We start from the raw sequence: 20,870 nt of genomic DNA on the forward strand, positions 1-20,870 counted from the left end.
AGAATGTGTACTGGCGAAGGTCTTATTTTCAAAGAGACTTTTATGCAGACATGACCCGCCCTTAGCGAACGAGCTAATATTTTTATTACCTATTCATCAAGCTGTTATCGAGTCCTCATTCTGTTTGGTTAACCCGTTATCCTTATACTTCTCGCCTTAGGCGATGATGCTAGCGTCTGTCGGTCGATGACGCACATGAACGCCCATAAAATGCATCTCGAGGTGGCAACAAGGGCAATAGCGCACGGCTAAGGCACGTTTGACCTCTGGTAATACGGGGAAAGCGGCTCCCGCAACAGCCAGCATCAGTTGGATTTGTTGCCGTAGCGTTTTAGCGTTGCCTCGCAGTAAGCCATAGTCACGCACTCGCCGTAATCCTTTGGGTAACACATGTTGTAATATCAACCACAGAAATTCGACGGCGGGCAAGCTGCGTACTTGTTGGCAGCGAGTCTGACTGTCTTGATAGGTAAAACTCACCTGATTATCGACATGACGACAAATACTGCTGTCGGGTAAAACGCCCCGATAAAGGTAGCGCGACAGATATTGCAGTGCAGGAGCACCTTTACCGACAAACTGACAATCGACCACCCATTTCGAGTGGGATTGATGTGGCAGGTTGAGTTGAAGCGTGTCACTCAGATAAGCCAGTAAACGTGCTCGCCACACCTTGGCAAGATTAAAGGCGTTAAATAAGTAATGGGTTTTACACTTACGCCATTGCCGCTTGCCAGAGTGGTAGCTCCCTGCGGGGATAATGAAGTGCAGATGTGGATGGTAGTCTCTACGCCGACTGTGAGTATGCAATACCCCCGTGAAGCCGATGTCACCACTGAGCTTGGGGGAGCGTGCTGCAAAGTCTTTGAGTACACCCGCTGCTACGGTAAACATGGCGTGATAGAACGGCTCGGGTTGCGATTTTGCTATGGCTCTTAATTCAAACGGCAAGGTAAAGGTCACCATAAAATAATTCACTGGTAATAACTTAGCTTGTTGTTTACTCAACCAGTCACATGTGGTGCCATGTTGACACTGTGGGCAACTGCGATGACCGCAAGAGAGCGGAAACTCAAGCTGTTGCTCGCAGGTTTGACAATCCCAGCAACTCACCCTCGCCGTGTTGCAGCGACAGCTGAGCATGGCATGGATAGCATCCTGTATCTCTGGGGTGATTTGATGGGCATAACGCCGCCGAAAATCCGTCAGATGTTGACGTAAGATATCGATAAACTGGCTCATAACCCACACTCCCACCTCAAGGCTAAGCCGTTGGTTAGTTAATCGCCTCAGAGGTATTTTTACGGGTGATATCAGTGAGCTGCGTGTAACGGGCGGTGGTATTCAGGCTATGGTGGCCGAGCAGTGTTTGCACCGAGCGCAAATCGAGTCCTTGCTCCAGCAAATGGGTGGCATAACTGTGACGTAAACTGTGCGGACTGATGGCTTTATGAATATTGCACTCGGAAATGACTTGCTTCATGGCTTTTTGGAGCCCGCCTCTGTCCATGAGTGAGTCAGGTTGATTATCTTTACCCGGAAATAGCCAACGAGGATGACGGTGGGTGCGCCAATAGAACCTTAACGCTAACAAGGTGCGTTGAGGTAACGGCACCAGTCTATCCTTGCCCCCTTTAGCATCACGGATATGCACCTGCATCAGTCCCGCATCAATATCCCTGACCTGTAATGAAATCGCTTCACCAAGGCGCAATCCCATGCTGTACAGGGTTAAGAAACAAACCTGATAACGCAGTTGACGCGTGAGGCTGATAACCATCGCGACCTCGCAGGGCGTCAGGATATCGGGCAGGTGTTTCACCTGTGGTAGCTTAACAATATGAAGCCACTGCCAAGATTTGTTGAGGACGTGAAAGTAGAAAAACTGCAAACCGTTGCGGTCGAGTTTGACGGTGCTCCAAGAATGTGAGGCAATCAAATCAGCAAAATAGCGCTTCAAATCATCGGTGGTCAAGGTGTCAGGGCAGCAGTCAAAGTATGCCGCAATACGGCGTATAGCTCGGCTATAGGCATCAATGGTTGCAGGCCGCTTGCCTTGCAAGGTTAAGTTGGTAAGATGTTGTTCATAAAGTAAATCAAAGCGTTGTTGTTCGTGAATGTCCATGATGATACTCCTAGGATTGCGACCGAAGCAGGTCGCGTCTAGCAAGTATTTAGGATGAGGGGCAAAAGGATGGCTTTATCTTGTTCCTGCCGCAAAGCGGCTTCGTTCAACAAGCCAATAAAGGGCGGACGAATAGCACTTTGCTTGCGCTCGTACCCCGCTAATTATAACCAAGTGTTATTTACTGCTTGTTGGGGCGTTATTTCCACAGAAGTTTTAATCCGAAACTCAAAAATTTGATTGGGAAACTATCATGCTTTTGTCCCATTTCATGCTGATGGATTTATCTACAATGGGTGATCTGCTTTAGTGTTTTCATCCCAATGTGGTATTGGCGCCAATGGGTTTTATCCGTATCTTGTTTTGGATATTTGGCTCATTCTAAGGGAGGTATTATGGCCGAAATAAATGCGATATCTGAGGAAATACAGAAAGAACTCGAACAGTTAGCTCAAAAAGGGTTCGTATTGCTCAGTTTGTCGGAGCACACATCGCCGCCGGAGATAGTGGCGGCGATTACGGAACTGACGCGTGACTATCGGGCAAATCAACGAGTGATGGATGATGATGTGATTTACGCACTCGGGGCCTTGCTTGGCTGGCAATATGTAAAAGGGCTCAACTGGCACTGGGGCTCAGTCGTTTGGGACTTTGATGAAGCCAACGGCGCCATTGGGGTATTAAATCACGACAACTCCTTGTTCAATAATCCGATTGGCTGGATGGATAATATAATGGTTTCGGAGGGTGGAGTGCCCTTTATGTTGAGTTACAACATGATAGCCGCAGGCCAAACCCCAGTGTTCGAGCCCAATAGTGCCTCTGGTTTGTACTGATGGAATAGTCTCTAAACATAAATGGGCTATGGTTTATATTATCGCTAATCGATGACTGCTAACTTCGCAGTAAATTTTGCTGTAGATTGAGAGATTGCTTCGCGAACCATGAATATGTGGTAGCAAATAAAAAGCCAGCGCTAAGGTCGCGCTGGCTTATCAGTCAAACTGAGAGCTATTGATGCATACTGTAAAGCGACTTTTTAATCTAAATAATCAATATAATTAATCACTTAAACTAGTCTCTTTAGCGGCTGTTGCTCGGTTAGGCTTGCACGCAGCAATTAAAAACAGCGCTTAAACGTTATGTCGTTTCCCTGAGCGTTTCAGTTTTTCCGCTTCTAACTTAGCGGCTTTCTCGGCGGCTTTTTCAGCCAGAATGCGTTCCACTTCGGCTTTCTCGATTTCGGCCATCGCTGGGGTTTCGAGGGATAATAGGCCAATTCGACCTGAGCGGTAATCGTGTAACACCACTTCCGAGGCTTTATGCAAATCGATGCGACCACCGGGACGCAGTGCACCACGTTTACGGCCGATTTCTTCGAGTAACGCTATATCATCCTGAGGTAACTCGCTGATGTTATAACGCTCGCAAATTTCCTTCGGGTACGCCTTTAAGAAATAATCTGCGGCAAACAGTGCCACATCTTCGTATTCCATGGCGGTATCTTTAATGGCACCCGTGACGGCTAGGCGATAGCTACTGGCTTCGTTATCGACTTTAGGCCATAGAATCCCAGGCGTGTCCGAGAGCACAATGCCGTTACGTAGGTTAATACGCTGCTGGCTTTTGGTGACAGCGGGTTCGTTACCGGTTTTAGCGATAACACGACCAGCTAAGGTATTGATAATGGTGGACTTACCCACGTTAGGGATCCCCATGATCATAGTGCGAATGTCCTTTTCGGTCTTATCGCGACTCGGCACTAACTTACGGCAAAGATCCGGTAGCATTTTCAACATACCGGGTTGCAGTGTAGTAATCGCAGTCGCTTTTACCCCTTGTTCACGTTCAAGATATTCAATCCATTGGGCGGTGATATCAGGATCGGCTAAGTCGGATTTATTCAGTAGCTTAATACAAGGTTTGTCGCCGCGAAGCTTTGACACCATGGGGTTTTCACTACTGTAGGGAATACGGGCGTCCAGCACCTCAATCACCAGATCGACCTGAGGCATAGCCTCTTCGATCTCTTTGCGTGCCTTGTGCATGTGCCCCGGATACCATTGAATTGCCATGATAGCGCCTTGTTCTAAATGACCTAAAGACGGCTATTCTACCTTGAAGGCGACGAATGTCATAAAAAAAGCGCCCGAAGGCGCTTAATTGCTTAATCTTGATGCGAATTTGAGCATCTATTGCTTGGGACTGAGTTAAAGTACGCCCAGCTCGCGCAATCTTTCCATTAAGTAGCTGTCGGCGGTATAACGCTCAGACAGCACTACCGAAGGCTTAGGGTGTAAGAATAGGGGCAGTGAAATACGCGACTTAGTCTTATCCGTGCCCTCTGGGTTAATCACGCGGTGTGAGGTCGATGGGAAGTAACCGCCCGAGGCTTCCTGCAACATATCACCAATGTTGATGATAATATTGCCAAAATCGCTTGGTACATCTAACCAAGAACCGTCTTTGGCTTTGACTTGCAGCCCTGGCTCGTTGGCCGCGGGTAGCACAGTGATGAGGTTAATATCTTCGTGGGCCGCAGCGCGGATAGCGCCCATTTCTTCATCGCCCGTCATCGGTGGGTAATGCAGAATGCGCAGTAGGGTTTTGTGGCTGTCGGCAATCATTTCTGGCAGCGGGATAGAGAATTTGGCTTTTACCTCGTCTGGTGAGTAGGTTTCAATCCACTCTAACAGTTCAGAGGCCAGCGCATTGGCTTTTTCATAGTAAGCCAGAATATTGGTGCGCAAAGAATCTGGAATACGACCCCAAGGGTACACATGGTAATACTCTTTGATGTCTTTAACCGTGTGGCCTTTTGCTGTTTCAGAAATCGACGCGGGGAAGAAGCCATCGTGGGTTTCACGATTGAACATAAACTCGTTCTTAGCGTCAGAATTGAAAAAGGCTTGCCACTCAGCGTAAATGTTTTCGACCAGTTCCTTATCGATAGGGTGGTTAGAGAGTACACCAAAGCCCGTTTCACGTAGGGATTCGACGAAGTGTTTGGCGCTATCGGCTGCGCGATAATCAATGGTTTCTAATTTCATATTGTTTCTACTTGTTATATATGGTTGTTAACCAAACACTTTCTAAGGATAAAGGTAAGGAGTCGTTGCCACTTATCTCATTATCAGTATGGTGCGCTAAGCCCTAGTGCAAAGCGGCCAAAATAGAAAGGATTTGGGTAGAGAATTGACCCGCAGCAAGTGTAGCTTTGCACTTTGCTTGGTGCAAACACTCAAGACAATGGACTGAGATTACTGCTGAATTTTCCTCCAGTTATTTAAGCAATGGCTCAATCAACAGGATTTTATCGACTAAAGCGGCTACTATGCCAAAAAGCCAATTCAGGCTGAGGCGCAATAAACCTAAGGAATAAACGGTCTTATGCAGGCGAAAAACTTAGGAGCTAAAGGAGACTTTTATGAACAAACTGACTGATTTTGAACGCTATGTCATAGAAGAAAAGGGCACAGAACGTCCCTTTAGCGGTGAGTATTATAAACATGACGCTAAAGGCGTGTATTTGTGCAAAAAATGCCATGCGCCTTTGTATCGTTCAGAAGATAAGTTTAATGCCCACTGTGGTTGGCCAGCCTTCGATGATGAAATTCCGGGCGCAGTGAGTCGTCATGTCGACGCCGATGGTCGCCGTACCGAAATCGTCTGTAGCCAGTGTGGCGGCCATTTAGGCCATGTGTTTGAAGGGGAATATTTAACGCCGAAAAATATTCGTCACTGCGTTAACTCTGTCTCCATGCTGTTTCAAGCGGCCGATGAGGTGGCAACATCGACGCATAAAACAGCCTTTGCCACCTTTGGTGCAGGCTGTTTTTGGTGTGTTGAAGCGATTTTCAAGAGCCTTAAGGGTGTGCTGAATGTCAGTTCAGGTTACTCGGGCGGCGAGGCGAGCGATGCCGATTATAAGTCGGTGTGCTCGGGATTAACTGGGCATGCCGAAGTGGTGCACATCGAATTTGACCCCGCGCAAATCAGCTTTACAACGCTGCTGCAGGTGTTATTTGAGAGTCACGATCCCACCACGCTTAATCGCCAAGGTAATGATAAAGGGCCGCAGTATCGCTCCGTCGTCTTTGCCCACGATGCGGCGCAGATTGAAGAGACTAATGCCATGATTGCCAAATTAACCGAGGCAAAGGTATTTGATGCGCCGATCGTCACTCAAGTGGTGGCCTTTGAGTCTTTTTATCCCGCTGAGGATTACCACAATGATTACTTCGCCCTGCATGGCGAGCAGCCCTATTGCCAAATTGTGGTAAGGCCAAAGGTTGAAAAGATCAGAGCCCTTTTTGCAGAGCTACAAGCATAGGCTTAATGTGCGACCAAAATGACGGATAAAAAACGCCACCGATTAGGGTGGCGTTTCCGTTAATTGCTTGCCTGATAGGCTGAAGACTCAGTGAATTAACGGGATTGCGCTAACCACTCGGCATATTGTTTTGCGTAATAACTAACAATTAAATCGGCGCCGGCACGCTTTAACCCGATAAAGGTTTCGGTGACGACGGCGCGCTCATCGAGGGCGCCCGCCAGGGCGGCAAACTTAATGCCGGCATATTCGCCGCCGACTTGATAAGCCGCTAAGGGAAGGTGGGTTTCTTGTCTTAGGCGACTTAACACATCCAAATAGGGCGTGCCGGGTTTCACCATCAATATATCCGCGCCTTCCTCTTCATCGAGCAGCGCTTCGAGCAAGGCTTGGCGACCATTGGCGTAATCGAGCTGGTAGCCCTTACGGTTTCCGCTAAGTTCGCAATCCACTGCGGCCCTAAAAGGCCCATAGAAGGATGAGGCGAATTTGGCTGCATGGGCCAAAATGGCAATGTGTTCAAAGCCTGCCTCATCCAGTCCTTGGCGAATGGCTTTAATCTGGCCGTCCATCATCGCCGATGGCGCCAGCATATCGGCTCCGGCTTTGGCGGCGGTAATGGATTGTTTGACTAAGTTAGCCACGGTTTGATCGTTACAGACTTCGTCATGGTGCAATACGCCGCAGTGTCCATGGTCGGTATATTCACAAAAACAAATATCGGGGATCACCATCATCTCTGGCGCGGCGGTTTTGATGGTGCGGATCATCCGCGCGAGTAAGCCATTGTCATCCCACGTGTCGCTGCCCTGCGCATCTTTGGTGTGGGAAATGCCAAAGGGCATCACATAACGGATCCCTAATGCGTAAAGCCTTTGAATTTCATCAGCAAGCGCACTCTCGGGCAGACGGCTGATCCCCGGCAGGGTTGAAATAGGCACGGCTTGGGTGATGTGCTCTTCAATAAAGAGTGGGTGGACTAAGTCGCTTAGGGAAATCTGGGTTTCACGCACTAGGTCACGCATCGCTTCTGTGCGGCGTAGGCGTCTTAAACGGCGAAGGGGTTTAAGGGGATTATCTCTGGTACTGCTCATTGAATTTCCTTATTAACAGTGTAAAAGCATCACGCGAAGCTTCGCGTCAAGGGGAGAGAGTTAAAACGATGCTTAGGACGTGCCTGTTGCTTTGGTGAACTTGATTAAGTGAGACAAAAGCTTCAGCACTGTTTGCTCTGACCTAAAATAGGGCAAAAGTTTCCCAATATTTGGCCAAAGGCCTAAGAGGTTGTTGAGTTAGTGATGGCGATCACAAACCCAGCGCTAAGCTAATCGAGTCATTAGCCGCTGTTTTTAAGCCTTTGCTTTCGATTATTTGATGTTATCATTTGCGCCAATTTACACTTGGTATAGTGCAGGATTTCGATAAGTCACTTTTTCAGTCCAACTATGCCCACAGCGCGGTTTTTATATGACAACACCCCAAGACTCTGTTTGTATTCTCGCCCTCGACACTTGTACCGAAGCTTGTTCGGCTGCCCTGTATTATCAAGGACAGGTTTTTGCTGAGTTAGCCGATGCGCCTCGGGAGCATAGTCAGCGTTTATTGCCTATGGTGGAAGCAGTATTAAAACAAGCCAATGTCGGCTTAGATAAACTGGATGCCATTGCCTACGGCCGTGGGCCAGGCAGTTTTACGGGGATCCGTATTTGTACCAGCATGACCCAAGGTTTAGCCCTAGGGTTAGACTTACCCGTTATCGGCATTTCAACCTTAGCGGCCATGGCACAAATGGCGATTGCTGAGCACGCTGCCGAGCAAGTACTCTGCTGTATCGATGCGCGCATGGGAGAAGTGTACTGGGGTCAATTTGTTGCTGTCGATGGCATTGCCACCTTAGTCGGTAAAGAGATAGTGAGCTCGCCAGAGCAGGTTGAGCTGACATTCGATCTTAACAAAGCGATTGTAGGCTGTGGTACGGGGTTTGATGCCTATCCCGAGTTATTAGCGTTAGGCAGCGGGATTACCACCTTAGCGGCGGTGAAGTATCCCGATGCCCGAGCCATGTTAGCGCTGGCCGAAGCGGGTATCAAAGCAGGATTAACCACCAGTGTCGATGAACTCGAGCCTGTGTACCTACGTGATACTGTGACATGGAAAAAGTTACCGGGACGTGAATAAACTGTTCATTCTTCCCTGTGATACGTTAGAATCTAGATTGTCTGCATGGGTTCTCGATGCAGACATCAATTCTTAGTTAGGCACTCGTCACAACCGCCTAGCAAGGTTAACCAGGGCAAATAGGATATAAACTGGGCATTTCGATGCAGGTAAATTCGCTTCAAACGAGTTTGACACAAGCGGTTGCGAGTAATCGCCCCGCAGTCATACAGGGAATGTCGCCCACGGAGGCGCCGCGCCCTGTGATTGAGCTCGATGCGGTTTCTGCCTTAGCCTTTGATGATACCGCTGATAGTTCATCACAAAACCTACAATCCAGACTCGGTGCCCAGCTCGAATACGAGCAAAGTACCCGAGGTCATCAAGGGGCTATTGCCCAATACCTACAAACGCAACATGCCGCCAAACGTGAAGAAATTCAGCAGATGGTCGGTGTGGATATTTATGCCTGATAGTGCGCCCGTGTCTTCTCAATCCCGTTTAACTCCTCGTTTAACCGGCGGTTTGCCGAGCCGCGGTTTGTTTATCATCGAACTGATGCTGGCACTCATATTGACGCGCATTCCATATCTAAGCGTACCTTTTAAGTGGTTAGAGAGCTATTTTCACGAGTTGTCCCATGGGATAGCGACAGTGCTCAGTGGCGGCATAGTGAGTCATATTCAACTCTTCCCCAATGGTGCAGGTTTTTGCTTTAGCCAAGGTGGCTCGCCACTGGTGATTGGATTTGCGGGCTATTTTGGCGCAGCCTGTTGGGGATACCTTATTTACTTGTTGGCAACTTGGCCTAAGGGGATTCGCTTAAGCTTTGCGTTTTTAGGCGGTTTAGTGGTGCTAAGTGGTCTGCTGTGGGGGCGAGATTTACTGACCTTAGCCATTTTAGCTGTGCTGACGATTGTGTTATTACTGCCGCTAAAACTCAGCAAAAATAAAATCCTCACGCAATTCTTACGCATTATTGGCCTGATGATCATGCTCAATGCGCTGGCAAGCCCCACGGTATTGCTCGGACTCGAAGGGCAGGGTGATGCGGTGCTGCTGGCCGAGCGTTCATGGATCCCGGCATGGATTTGGGTCGCCATTTGGCTGTTTTGCAGTATCTGCGCCTTGTTTATGGCTTGGCGCCGGGTAGATTCTGCCACGTCTCGCTAATCTATGGCGTCATTAATGCCGTGATGAGATCACAAATATTTACAGCCTAAATGGTCAACTTGTGTGGCTAATTCTTGGATTTTTTTATATTGGCTGCTAGCTTAAGTCTTCGGTATCCAAGGAGAATTATTATGAAAAAAGTCACACTCGTCGCCAGTATGCTGATTGCTGGTTTATGTTCAGGTATGGCCTATGCCGATGAAGGCTTGGATAAGGCCATTAAGAGCGAGTTTCGCCAAGCGAAAAACGCCAGTCGCGATATTTATCGCCATCCTGTCGAAACCCTCACATTTTTTGGTATTACTCCAACACAAACCGTAATTGAACTTTGGCCTGGTAATGGCTGGTACACTGAAATCCTTGCCCCTTATCTTGCGCCTAAGGGACAATATATTGCTGCCAGTTTCGAAACCAACCCTAGCACGGACACCCCAGGTAATCGCTACCGCGCTAATGCGGGCGTGAAATTCGATACTTGGATGACGGCTAATAAAGCCTTATTTGGCAATGCGAAAATGGTGGTTCTCGACCCGCCTGCAAAAATGAATTTAGGTGCCGATGGCAGTGCGGACTTGGTATTAACCTTCCGTAACTTACATAACTGGGCCTCAAGCGACCAACTCGAAAACGTGTTCGCCGCCTCCTATCAAGTGCTGAAAGATGGTGGTGTGTTTGGCGTGGTCGAACATAGAGCCAATAAAGGCATGAATATGAGCACGGGTTACATGGACCAAGACGAGATGATCGCGCTGGCCAAAAAGGTGGGTTTTACCTTAGCCGAAAGCTCCGAAATCAACGCCAATCCGAAAGACACTAAGGACTACGCCAAGGGGGTATGGACGCTGCCACCTTCGTTTGCCTTGGGCGATACCGATAAGGAAAAATACCAAGCAATTGGTGAGAGCGATCGCATGACGCTCAAATTTATCAAAAAATCGCGCTAATCACCTGACATTAGAGGCAATATGTGGCAATCTTTCGCCCCCAAAAATCAAGTCGAGTTTGTGTTACCCCATATCAAGCTGAGTGGTCGATTATGGGGAGCGAAAGATAAGCCGTTATTACTCGCGTTGCATGGCTGGTTAGACAATGCGAACAGTTTTGAGCCTCTCGCGGAGTATTTGCCCCATTATCAGATACTTGCCATAGATTGGCCCGGTCATGGTTTTTCAGCACATCGGCCGGGACATTATCCATTGCATTGGATTGACTATTTATACGATCTCGATGCGTTACTGGCGATATTGCCGCAAAAGCCGCTGGCTATCGTTGGGCATTCGTTAGGAGGCATTATTGCCTCAGCGTATACCGCAACCTTTCCAGAAAAGGTCAACAAGCTGATTTTGATTGAGGCGTTAAGCCCATTGTTTGAGTCGGCGACTCAAGCGAAAACGCGGCTGCGAAAGAGTTTTTATCAGCACGAGAAATTGTTAGCGCAAAAGCATAAACAGCTAAAGGTTTACGACAGTATGGATACTGCAGTAAAAGCCCGAGTTCACTTAACGGGACTAGCGGAGTCTTGGTGCCGCTTGTTACTGGAGCGCAATATGCAACCAACCACCGATGGTGTTGCGTGGCGTAGCGATCCAAGATTAAGGCTCGATTCGCCTATGCGTTTGACCTTTGAGCAGGTCGATGCATTGATGCAGCATGTTTCTGTTCCGACATTATTGATTTGCGGCAAACAGGGCTTTAGCCAGTTGCAAGCGGCATTGCCTAAGGCGAGGAAATGGTTCACACACTTGTCTGAACATATGCTCGAGGGCGACCACCATGTGCACATGGATAACGCCAAAGGGGTTGCACACTTGATCCAGCAGTTTGTCGAATAATTGCTTTTGCTTACATAAAAAAGACGCTAGGTTTTTTGTTTTTTTTATGTGATGATGATCAAAATTAAAACGCCCGTATGATTTATGCGGGTTAATCAAAAACAATAAAATGTAAGTCGGTATTTTAACTCGGTATTTGTCGAGTATTGACGGTAGTAGGGATACCGTGTCCGCAGTTGTGGGGATTTAGGAGAAAGTTGTGGATCAGCCTTGGATTAATCATTTGCCAAAAGATGTACCTGCCGAGATTAATGCGGATCAGTATTCATCGCTCGTCGATATGTTCGAGACGGCGGTGGCCAAATATGCGGATCAACCTGCGTTTATCAACATGGGTGCCACGCTAACTTACCGTAAACTTGAAGAACGCAGTCGTGCGTTTGCCGCCTATCTGCAAAATGAATTGAAACTCCAAAAGGGCGACCGAGTCGCCCTGATGATGCCGAACCTGCTGCAATATCCCATTGCACTGTTTGGTATTTTACGTGCGGGCATGGTGGTGGTTAACGTTAACCCGCTTTACACTCCCCGCGAATTAAAGCACCAGTTAATCGACTCAGGCGCTAAGGCCATCGTTGTGGTATCGAACTTTGCCCGTACCTTGGAAGAAGTTGTTGATCAAACTCCAGTAAAAAGCGTGATTATCACAAGTTTAGGTGATCAACTCAGCGCGCCAAAACGCACCTTAGTGAACTTTGTGGTCAAATACATCAAAAAACTGGTGCCAAAATATGATTTACCCCACGCACTTTCAATGCGTGAAACCCTCTCAAGAGGGCGCAGAATGCAGTATGTCAAACCCGTTATCACGGCTGATGACCTAGCCTTTTTGCAATACACAGGTGGAACGACTGGGGTGTCGAAGGGCGCCATGTTGACCCACAAAAACGTGGTGGCAAACGTATTGCAGGCCAATGGTGCCTATTCACCGGCACTGCGTGATGGCAACGAATTTGTGGTAACAGCCTTGCCGCTTTACCATATTTTTGCTTTAACAGTGAACTGCTTACTGTTCTTGCATAAGGGCAGCCAAAACCTATTGATCACTAACCCTCGGGATATTCCAGGGTTTGTAGCCGAACTGAAAAAATATCCTTTTACCGCGCTGACAGGCGTCAACACCCTGTTCAATGCGTTAGTGAACAGTAGCGATTTTGCGGAATTAGATTTTTCTCGCCTAAAATTATCCATTGGTGGCGGGATGGCGGTGCAAAAAGCTGTGGCCGATAAATGGCAAAGCATCACGAAAACCCGTTTACTCGAAGGTTACGGTTTAACCGAAGCGTCGCCGCTACTGACTTGCTGCCCCTATAACTTAGACGGTTACAATGGTTCTATCGGTTTCCCTGCGCCATCGACCTTAATTCAAGTGCGTGATGATGCGGGTAATGTATTGCCGCAGGGCGAGACAGGCGAGCTGTTTGGTAAAGGTCCACAGATCATGAAAGGCTACTGGCAGCGTCCAGAGGAAACGGCCAAAGTGATCGATAAAGATGGTTGGCTTGCCACCGGTGATATCGGTTATATGGATGAACAGGGCTTCTTCTATATCGTCGACCGTAAAAAAGACATGATTTTAGTGTCGGGCTTTAACGTCTTCCCCAATGAAGTTGAAGAAGTGGTCGCGTTACATCCTAAAGTGATTGAAGTGGCTGCCGTTGGCGTACCAAATGACGCCAGTGGTGAATTAGTGAAGGTGTTTGTGGTTGCAAAAGATAAATCTTTAACCGCTGACGACATCATTAAGCATTGCCGCGCGCATTTAACGGGATATAAAGTACCGAAGCTGGTAGAATTTAGGGACGAGTTACCTAAAACCAACGTGGGTAAGATCTTGCGACGAGAACTTCGAGACGAAGTGAAGCGCGCGTAAGATTGAAGCCGGCAATGAGCCGGCTTTTGTTTTTATGGACGGTGCTTAACCCACAGGAACTGGAGAAGAATTTGTCAGTGTTTCAGTATGTGAGCGACGAAGCGAGCCTCAATGCCCTCGTCGCTCAATATCAACAGAGTCCGCTGCTCGTGTTAGATACCGAGTTTGTGCGCACACGTACCTATTACGCTAAGCTTGGCCTCATTCAAGCCTATGATGGTAAAACCTTAGCCTTAATTGACCCGGTTGCGCTGCCAGATCTCAGTGCATTCTGGTCTTTGCTTGATAATCCCAACATCATCAAGCTAGTGCATTCCTGTAGCGAGGACTTAGAAGTCTTCGCCCACTATGGTCAGCGTCAACCTACGCCTTTGTTCGATAGCCAAATCGCAGCCTCTTTATGTGGCATGGGCCATGGCCTAGGTTATGCCAAGTTAGTGGAAACCTGTTTAGGTGAAGTGATTGATAAGGGTGAGTCGCGCACCGACTGGATGCGCCGTCCCTTGACTGAGGCGCAGCTTAGCTACGCCGCCAACGATGTGTTGTATCTGTATCAACTCTATCCGCAACTCGCCGAAAGGCTTAAGGCGCAAGACCGTTTAGGCTGGCTGTATGAAGAAGGCGAGCGAATGACAGAAGGGCGCTTAGCGACGCCGGATATGGATACTGCGTACCTAAGAGTCAAAAATGCTTTTCAGCTCACCGAGCATCAGTTGGCCTACCTTAAAGTGTTGGCTAAGTGGCGTTTAGAAAAAGCCTTAGCGCGGGATTTAGCCTTGGGTTTTGTGATTAAAGATCACGGCCTGATCGCGCTAGCGAAGAAGCAGCCTAAGAGCATGGGCGATTTACTCAAATTGAATGATTTGACCGAGCAGGAGAAACGCATTCACGGTAAAGACATTTTACGGGTGATGCAGACCGCGGATTTAAACAATCCTCCCGAATTAGTGGATGTCTTAGCGCTCAAACCTGGTTACAAATCGGCCTTTAAGAACATTAAAACCTGCTTAACTGAACTGTGCGAGCAGCATGCTATCCCGATGGAGATGCTGGGCTCTAAACGTCATATTCATGAGTATTTACAATGGCGTTGGGATAAACAGCAGGGGGCGTTACCGACGGTCTTAAGTGGCTGGCGTGGACAGATTGCCGCCGAATCGTTGGCAAAGCTTGAAGTTTAATATTATAGACGTGGTTTAAGGCTTATTTAAAAGCTGGAGCAGAATTGAGGTTTTAGCAATTGTTGAGACCTTAATCTCTTATATCAAGCGCTTATATCAAAGCTTACGTTTTTTCTCCTAAGACGCTACAAAAACGCAGCAGAAAGCGTCATCCCCGTGATGAGGATGACGCCAACGCTCGACTTATCTGTCAGGCAATGTGACGTTAAGTTCGAGTACCGACAGGTTATCGTCGTTCTGATCTAACTGCACAGACACTTGATCATCAGAAATCTGCACATATTTACGGATCACGGCGATAATTTCTTGTTTCATCTGAGGAAAATAATCGGGCGTATCCCGTTGTCCACGTTGATGAGCCACAATAATTTGTAGTCGCTCTTTTGCCATTACCGCAGTGCTAGGCTTTTTCTTGCTTTTGAAATAGTCGAGTAAAGACATAATTAGCTACCAAATATCCGTTGTAAGAAACCTTTCTTCTCTTCCGTAATGAAGCGAACTGGAACATCTTCTCCCAGCAAACGCGCGACGGTATCACTGTAAGCCGCACCTGCATCACTCTCTTGATCGATAATCACTGGTACACCCGAGTTAGAGGCCTTGAGCACAGACTGTGATTCAGGAATAACACCAAGTAATTCAATAGCAAGGATTTCTTTTACATCGTCAACACTTAACATTTCGCCCGATTTTACCCGACTCGGCGAATAACGCGTCAGCAATAAATACTCTTTTATCGGCTCTAAATTCAGTTCGGCGCGACGTGACTTGCTCTGCAGCATACCCAGAATACGGTCAGAGTCGCGTACCGAACTCACTTCAGGGTTAGTAGTGACAATTGCAATATCGGCAAAATACAGTGCCATCATTGCGCCTTGCTCAATCCCCGCGGGCGAGTCGCAGATAATAAATTCAAATTCTTTCGCTAAATCATCGAGTACACGACCCACGCCTTCTTTGGTCAGTGCATCTTTATCGCGGGTTTGCGATGCTGGCAGTACAAACAGTTTTTCACAGCGTTTATCTTTGATGAGTGCTTGATTTAAATTGGCTTCGCCGTTGATTACATTGACAAAGTCATAGACGACGCGGCGCTCACAGCCCATGATCAGATCTAAGTTACGTAAGCCAATATCGAAATCGATAACAACAGTTTTATGCCCTTGTAGTGCAAGTCCAGTTGCAATCGCCGCACTGGATGTGGTTTTACCAACACCACCTTTACCTGAAGTGACAACAATAATTTGTGCCATGTTTCTCTCTATCCTTTTTTATGCCATTTAGAGGGGCAATGATTCAACGATAAGCGACTCGCCATTTAAGCGAATGCAGCCGCTTTTATCTGAGCTATGTTGTTGTAGATTTTCAGCGAGCCAATATTGCCCTGCTATTGAAACTAATTCGGCCTCGAGGGAATGGGCGATGATTACCGCGCTGCTGTCGCCGGCCGCGCCCGCCATGGCTTTTCCTCGTAATGCGCCATAAATATGAATGCTACCATCGGCAATGACTTCAGCGCCATTACCAACGGCACCAAATATGATTAAATCACCATTTTTTGCATAGACCTGCTGGCCTGAGCGGATATTTTGCTTCAAAACCTTAGTTTGACGCGGGGCAGGCGGGGGCGTCACGCTCTGTTTGCCCGCTTTGACGATGGCAAGGCCTAGGGTCTTGGCTTGATTGCTGAGGAAGGTCGTTGCCCCAGTGATCCCCACGATAACGAGCTGGCGGGAAACTAATAACTCTTTTAAGCCATGTAAATTGAAATCGTTATCTTGGATGGCGCTGAGATTGACGACTAAAGGGGCACCCAGAAAAAATTGAGGGGCTTGTGCCAATTTGCTATCTAATTCAGCCATGACAGCATTCAAGTCGCTGCTATTAATATGAAGCACTGAAAGAGTAAAAGAAGCGCCTTTTAACTCTAAGCTAGGTTTTGACATCCCGGCACTATTCTCCAGAAATCATCAGTCGGTTCGCTGATTTTACAATTAAATTACTAGGCGACCATGTTATAGTGTGCCCCATTGACTGGCAAGTTTGAACTATTGGATATTTATACTCTTATGCTATGTGCGGTTTATAAAAGTAGTCGAAAGGCTGACACTTACTTATTTGTGAACAAAAGGGACTGTTTTGATGATGTTCCCCAAGCGTTGTTGGAGATGTTTGGTGTGCCTCAGTTAGTGATGGTGTTCCCCATTGCTAAGCGTGAATCCCTCGGTATTGCCGATATTCAAAAGGTCAGAGCAGCACTCGAGGAAAAGGGTTTTTATTTACAAATTCCGCCACCGCAGGTTAATTTATTGGCCGAACACAGAGAAAGTCTTGGGATTAAAGACTAGCCCATAAACTGCGGACAAAGGTATATGCCAAAGACCCTCCTTCAACGCGTTGCAGCATGTACATTGATTTTCTTGCCCTTGATAAGCCATAGCGCGCTAGGGCAAGACGCCTCCTTCAACGATTACCTCCTTAAGCTTAAGCAAGAGGCGAGTGCCCAAGGCATTAGCCAAGCGACGATTAATACGGCTTTTCCGCAGATAAAACGCTTTAAAAAAGCCAATGTGGCCGCAGCGCCAAGCCAATCAAAAACCCTTGAAACCTATCTGCCTGAGGTAGTGCCAGAATGGAAGGTGGATACGGCGCGCGTGCTCTTTAACGAGCATGAAGTGCTATTAACCCATATTGCCGACAAGTATCAAGTGCAGCCGCGGTTTTTAGTGGCGCTCTGGGGCTTAGTGTCTAACTTTGGGGATGCGTCGGGGGATTATCCTGTGCTGTCTGTGATGGCGTCGTTAGCCTTTACTGGCGAAGATACGGCGCGTTACCAGCGGGAGTTTATGGCTGCGCTTTCCATCATGGATAAAGAGCATCTCAAGTTTGATGATCTTAAAAGTAATGACAAAGGTTTTATGGGGCAAACCCAATTGCTTCCGAGTGAATATTTAGCCTATGGCCAAGATGGCGACGGTGATGGTAAAAAAGACATTTGGCGCAATGTGGCCGATGCCTTTGCCTCTGCCGCGAATCTGCTAAAGCAGCAGGGCTGGAATGGTGAAGATACTTGGGGACGTCAGGTTCAAGCACCGGCGGATCTTAAGGCCGAGCTTATCGGACTCAATCAATCCCTAACCTTAGCCAAGTGGCAACAGCTCGGTGTCAGGCGGTTCGATAATACGGATTTACCGAATCGTGAGGATATTCACGCTTCGCTTATTATGCCCGACGGTGTTAAGGGCCGAAAATATCTGGTCTATGGCAATTACCGCGCCTTAATGCACTGGCAAGCGGTGAATTATTTAGGTGAGGGCGATTATTTTGGCATCTCTGTGGTGCATTTATCGGAGAGAATTAAAACTCCCCAGTAAATTGGTGTAAAATGGCCCGCATTAAGCGGGTTTTTTATATGAAGATAAGCGTAAACATGGCATTTTGGCAGAATAAAGCGTTAACCGAATTGACGTCGCAGGAGTGGGAGTCCCTCTGCGATGGTTGTGGTAAGTGTTGTTTAAACAAGTTGATCGATGATGAAACCGAAGAGCTCTATTACACCAATGCGGCTTGCCTACTGCTCGATCATCAAACTGCCAGCTGCAAGCATTATAGTGACCGTTTTAGCCATGTTCCCCAATGTACTGTGATCACACCGCAAAACGTCCATGAACTGACGTGGCTCCCCGATAGCTGCGCCTACCGCCGTTTAGCATCCGGTCGAGACTTACCAAGCTGGCATCCTTTACTCACGGGCTCTAAAGAGGCCATGCACCTTGCGGGCATGTCGATTCAAGGCAAAGTGGTGGATGAGCGCAGGGTGAAAGATATTGAAGACCATATCGTGCTGTGGCCGCTTAAGGATCTGAATTAACGCCATTGCAGCAGCGTTTCTATTAACAGACGTTAATAAACAATCAGATGTGAATAAACAAAAAGGAGCAACTAACCATTGGGTTGATTGCTCCTTTTTCTATCTAGGCTTTAAAACCAAAGTTTTATCTATCAAGGAATGGCGGCGTTATTGCTGTATTAAGCAACGCCACACTATTCATCGATTAGATAGAGTGACTTATTCAACAATAGTCACTTTTTCGATAATAATCGGCTCACGGGGCACGTCCTCATGGCCTGCAACACGGGTGGTTTTTACGCCTTCAATTTGTAGCACGACCTCGAGTCCCGCGGTGACTTTACCAAATACCGCATAACCCCAACCGTTGTTCGTGGTTGCCGTGTGGTCGAGGAACTCATTGTTGGCCGTATTGATAAAAAACTGCGCGGTTGCCGAGTGCGGTGCGTCGGTGCGGGCCATGGCAATTGTGCCAAACACATTCGATAGGCCTTTATTGGCTTCGTTAACAATCGACTCGTGGGTGGGCTTTTCCTTCATTTTGGCGGTAAAACCACCGCCTTGGATCATAAAGCCTTTGATTACTCGATGGAAAATCGTGTGCTCATAAAAACCTTCCTGGCAGTAGCGGATAAAGTTTTTGGCAGTAACGGGTGCGCGCTCCATATCGAGTTCGATACTGATATCACCTAGGTTGGTTGTAAAAATAATCGTCATATTGGCTTCTGCTATTTTTGAGTTAATTCGTTGATAAGCCGTTAATTCACTTAGTGCTTTTGTGCCAAGGATTTGCTTGGGGTTCGCTATCACCCTGCGACTTGATGCTGTTTTGCCATGGATTACCTTGCAATGGGTTCGCAGGGCGGCTATTTAAGCGAGCACTTGAGTGAGTATCTGAGCGAACGTCAGCCCCTGCCTTTTGGGCTTTAGGCGCAGGAGCCGCCTTGGCACTGCGATGCTTCTTGGCTTGTGTTGCCTCAAAGGTGCCTGGCTTGCCACTTGAATAGGGGCGGGGTTGAGCACTTGTATCGGTGAGTTTATGGGGCTTACGCTCTGTTGAAGATGCTGATTTAGGCACAAAATCGAGTATAGAAATCGGCACGACTTTTTTCGGCTCAAAGCCTGCAATCTCCCTGCGCACGATAATATGACCTAAGCGGCGCTCTATGGCACATAGGTTTCTAAAATCATCCTTAGAGACAAAGGAAATTGCTTCCCCTTGATTACCCGCACGTCCCGTACGACCAATGCGGTGGATATAGTCGTCGGCTTCATCGGGTAAGTCGTAGTTAATCACCCGCGCTAAGGCATCGATATCAATGCCGCGTGAGGCCACGCCCGTGGCGACTAAAAAGGAAACTTTACCCGCTTTAAAATCGATCAGCAGTTGCTCGCGCACCGCTTGGCTACGCCCACTGTGAAAAGCCTCTGCAACAATGCCACGCTTTTCTAACTGGCTAACTAATTTAGCGGCGCCGTGTTTGGTTTGGATAAAAATTAATGCCTGTGACCAGTTATTTTCTTGGATCAAATGACTTAACAGCGCCGACTTTTTATCTTTATCGACCGTGGTCAACCATTGGTCAATATGAGTTGACGCCGCACTCTTACGGCTAATTTCAATTTCGATGGCGTCCGGAATCGCGGATTTCGCCAGCGCTTTCACCTGTTTCGATAAGGTGGCTGAAAATAAGAGGTTTTGTCGCTGCTCGGGCAGCTTTTCGATGATGCTATTAATATCTTCGATAAAGCCCATATCGAGCATGCGGTCGGCTTCGTCGAGCACCAATACTGAGACTTCATCGAAACGAATGGCCCTTTGGGTATACATGTCGAGCAAACGCCCTGGTGTGGCCACCAGTAAATCGACGCCTTCAATCAGCCGTTTCTTTTGCGGCGCGGCGTCGACACCACCGTACATCGCCATGGCCGTTAAAGGTAAATACTTGGCGTATTGGTTGATATTTTCTTCGACCTGAAGTGCTAACTCACGCGTGGGGGTGAGTATGATGGCCCGCACTCGCTTAGGGCGGATCTTGGGCGCGTCAGCGAATCTGTGCAGCAGCGGCAGCACAAAACTGGCGGTTTTACCTGTGCCCGTTTGCGCCGCAGCAAGCACATTCTTGCCCGCTAAAATGCTGGGAATGGCTTTTGTCTGTATTGGCGTGGGGTTCGTGTAACCCAGTTCAGTCACCGCTTTGACAAGCGCGCTGTGTAATCCAAGTTGGGAGAATGGCATTGAGAGTCTCAACTAAATGATTTATTGGCAAACTGTTGGCCTGAGGCGAACAGCGAAGCAGGTCGCTATTATAGCAGTAGCGATAGTGAAATAGGGGATTATCTCAC

General features: G+C 47.8%; 22 protein-coding genes. 12 read left to right on the forward strand and 10 right to left on the reverse strand.

The features are described from left to right. Nucleotides 1-156: 156 nt before the first annotated feature. A complete protein-coding gene (locus tag SHD_RS01720; RefSeq protein ID WP_023265568.1) occupies nucleotides 157-1,242 on the reverse strand; it encodes an IS91 family transposase in 1,086 nt (361 codons plus the stop codon). Nucleotides 1,243-1,276: 34 nt separating this feature from the next. Then, on the reverse strand, nucleotides 1,277-2,125 hold the full coding sequence (locus SHD_RS01725) for a tyrosine-type recombinase/integrase (protein WP_023265569.1): 849 nt from the start codon (nucleotides 2,123-2,125) through the stop codon (nucleotides 1,277-1,279). Between the two features lie 395 nt (nucleotides 2,126-2,520). Between SHD_RS01725 and SHD_RS01730 the strand changes: the two genes are divergently transcribed. Beyond that, a complete protein-coding gene (locus SHD_RS01730; protein WP_039977145.1) occupies nucleotides 2,521-2,961 on the forward strand; it encodes a hypothetical protein in 441 nt (146 codons plus the stop codon). A 297-nt stretch (nucleotides 2,962-3,258) separates the two neighbouring features. Here SHD_RS01730 and ylqF read toward each other — a convergent pair whose 3' ends face one another. Beyond that, the gene (ylqF, locus tag SHD_RS01735; protein WP_023265571.1) at nucleotides 3,259-4,200 is read right to left on the reverse strand and encodes a ribosome biogenesis GTPase YlqF; all 942 of its coding nucleotides are present in this window, start codon (nucleotides 4,198-4,200) and stop codon (nucleotides 3,259-3,261) included. Nucleotides 4,201-4,335: 135 nt separating this feature from the next. Further along, nucleotides 4,336-5,175 carry an isopenicillin N synthase family dioxygenase gene (locus SHD_RS01740; protein WP_023265572.1) on the reverse strand — a complete coding sequence of 280 codons (840 nt, stop codon included), beginning with the start codon at nucleotides 5,173-5,175 and terminating at the stop codon, nucleotides 4,336-4,338. Nucleotides 5,176-5,552: 377 nt separating this feature from the next. Between SHD_RS01740 and SHD_RS01745 the strand changes: the two genes are divergently transcribed. Then, nucleotides 5,553-6,458 carry a bifunctional methionine sulfoxide reductase B/A protein gene (locus SHD_RS01745; RefSeq protein WP_023265573.1) on the forward strand — a complete coding sequence of 302 codons (906 nt, stop codon included), beginning with the start codon at nucleotides 5,553-5,555 and terminating at the stop codon, nucleotides 6,456-6,458. A gap of 95 nt (nucleotides 6,459-6,553) precedes the next feature. On the opposite strand, the gene hemB is transcribed toward SHD_RS01745, so the two are convergent. Continuing rightward, nucleotides 6,554-7,552 (reverse strand): porphobilinogen synthase, encoded by a 999-nt coding sequence (gene hemB, locus SHD_RS01750; protein ID WP_023265574.1) that lies wholly within the window; start codon nucleotides 7,550-7,552, stop codon nucleotides 6,554-6,556. Between the two features lie 373 nt (nucleotides 7,553-7,925). On the opposite strand from hemB, the gene tsaB reads away from it, so the two are divergent. The 7 genes from tsaB to rnd all read left to right on the forward strand — a co-directional run bounded on the left by tsaB (nucleotide 7,926) and on the right by rnd (nucleotide 14,674). Continuing rightward, nucleotides 7,926-8,636: a tRNA (adenosine(37)-N6)-threonylcarbamoyltransferase complex dimerization subunit type 1 TsaB gene (tsaB, locus tag SHD_RS01755; protein ID WP_023265575.1), complete on the forward strand. Its 711-nt coding sequence runs from the start codon at nucleotides 7,926-7,928 to the stop codon at nucleotides 8,634-8,636. A 143-nt stretch (nucleotides 8,637-8,779) separates the two neighbouring features. Beyond that, entirely contained in the window at nucleotides 8,780-9,088 is a 309-nt protein-coding gene (locus SHD_RS01760) for a hypothetical protein (RefSeq protein ID WP_023265576.1), read from the forward strand. Beyond that, nucleotides 9,081-9,788 carry a M50 family metallopeptidase gene (locus tag SHD_RS01765; protein ID WP_023265577.1) on the forward strand — a complete coding sequence of 236 codons (708 nt, stop codon included), beginning with the start codon at nucleotides 9,081-9,083 and terminating at the stop codon, nucleotides 9,786-9,788. The genes SHD_RS01760 and SHD_RS01765 overlap by 8 nt, the downstream gene beginning before the upstream one ends. Nucleotides 9,789-9,919: 131 nt before the next feature. Beyond that, a complete protein-coding gene (locus tag SHD_RS01770; protein WP_023265578.1) occupies nucleotides 9,920-10,732 on the forward strand; it encodes a class I SAM-dependent methyltransferase in 813 nt (270 codons plus the stop codon). Between the two features lie 21 nt (nucleotides 10,733-10,753). Continuing rightward, nucleotides 10,754-11,620: an alpha/beta fold hydrolase gene (locus SHD_RS01775; RefSeq protein ID WP_023265579.1), complete on the forward strand. Its 867-nt coding sequence runs from the start codon at nucleotides 10,754-10,756 to the stop codon at nucleotides 11,618-11,620. A gap of 199 nt (nucleotides 11,621-11,819) precedes the next feature. Then, nucleotides 11,820-13,493 carry a long-chain-fatty-acid--CoA ligase FadD gene (fadD, locus tag SHD_RS01780; protein ID WP_023265580.1) on the forward strand — a complete coding sequence of 558 codons (1,674 nt, stop codon included), beginning with the start codon at nucleotides 11,820-11,822 and terminating at the stop codon, nucleotides 13,491-13,493. A 71-nt stretch (nucleotides 13,494-13,564) separates the two neighbouring features. Next, complete coding sequence (gene rnd, locus SHD_RS01785; RefSeq protein WP_039977163.1) at nucleotides 13,565-14,674, forward strand: ribonuclease D; 1,110 nt, start codon at nucleotides 13,565-13,567, stop codon at nucleotides 14,672-14,674. Between the two features lie 183 nt (nucleotides 14,675-14,857). On the opposite strand, the gene minE is transcribed toward rnd, so the two are convergent. From minE to minC, 3 genes are read right to left on the reverse strand one after another with little or no spacing between them, the layout of a single operon-like run. After that, complete coding sequence (gene minE / locus SHD_RS01790; protein ID WP_007648439.1) at nucleotides 14,858-15,115, reverse strand: cell division topological specificity factor MinE; 258 nt, start codon at nucleotides 15,113-15,115, stop codon at nucleotides 14,858-14,860. 2 nt (nucleotides 15,116-15,117) lie between these two features. Beyond that, on the reverse strand, nucleotides 15,118-15,927 hold the full coding sequence (gene minD / locus SHD_RS01795; protein ID WP_023265582.1) for a septum site-determining protein MinD: 810 nt from the start codon (nucleotides 15,925-15,927) through the stop codon (nucleotides 15,118-15,120). A gap of 27 nt (nucleotides 15,928-15,954) precedes the next feature. Next, nucleotides 15,955-16,620, reverse strand: a complete 666-nt coding sequence (gene minC / locus SHD_RS01800) for a septum site-determining protein MinC (protein ID WP_023265583.1) — start codon at nucleotides 16,618-16,620, stop codon at nucleotides 15,955-15,957. Nucleotides 16,621-16,743: 123 nt separating this feature from the next. Here minC and SHD_RS01805 point away from each other — a divergent pair, with 123 nt between their 5' ends. From SHD_RS01805 to SHD_RS01815, 3 genes are read left to right on the forward strand one after another with little or no spacing between them, the layout of a single operon-like run. Then, nucleotides 16,744-17,022 (forward strand): YcgL domain-containing protein, encoded by a 279-nt coding sequence (locus SHD_RS01805; RefSeq protein ID WP_011717311.1) that lies wholly within the window; start codon nucleotides 16,744-16,746, stop codon nucleotides 17,020-17,022. Between the two features lie 24 nt (nucleotides 17,023-17,046). Then, a complete protein-coding gene (locus SHD_RS01810; RefSeq protein WP_023265584.1) occupies nucleotides 17,047-18,048 on the forward strand; it encodes a lytic murein transglycosylase in 1,002 nt (333 codons plus the stop codon). Between the two features lie 56 nt (nucleotides 18,049-18,104). Beyond that, nucleotides 18,105-18,545 carry a YcgN family cysteine cluster protein gene (locus SHD_RS01815; protein WP_039977152.1) on the forward strand — a complete coding sequence of 147 codons (441 nt, stop codon included), beginning with the start codon at nucleotides 18,105-18,107 and terminating at the stop codon, nucleotides 18,543-18,545. A gap of 198 nt (nucleotides 18,546-18,743) precedes the next feature. On the opposite strand, the gene SHD_RS01820 is transcribed toward SHD_RS01815, so the two are convergent. Together SHD_RS01820 and SHD_RS01825 are read right to left on the reverse strand one after the other, a co-directional pair. Next, nucleotides 18,744-19,241, reverse strand: a complete 498-nt coding sequence (locus tag SHD_RS01820; RefSeq protein WP_039977154.1) for a peptidylprolyl isomerase — start codon at nucleotides 19,239-19,241, stop codon at nucleotides 18,744-18,746. Nucleotides 19,242-19,287: 46 nt separating this feature from the next. Next, nucleotides 19,288-20,763, reverse strand: a complete 1,476-nt coding sequence (locus SHD_RS01825) for a DEAD/DEAH box helicase (RefSeq protein ID WP_023265587.1) — start codon at nucleotides 20,761-20,763, stop codon at nucleotides 19,288-19,290. Between the last annotated feature and the right edge of the window lie 107 nt (nucleotides 20,764-20,870).

Source organism: Shewanella decolorationis S12, assembly GCF_000485795.1.
GTDB classification, from domain to species: Bacteria; Pseudomonadota; Gammaproteobacteria; order Enterobacterales; family Shewanellaceae; genus Shewanella; species Shewanella decolorationis.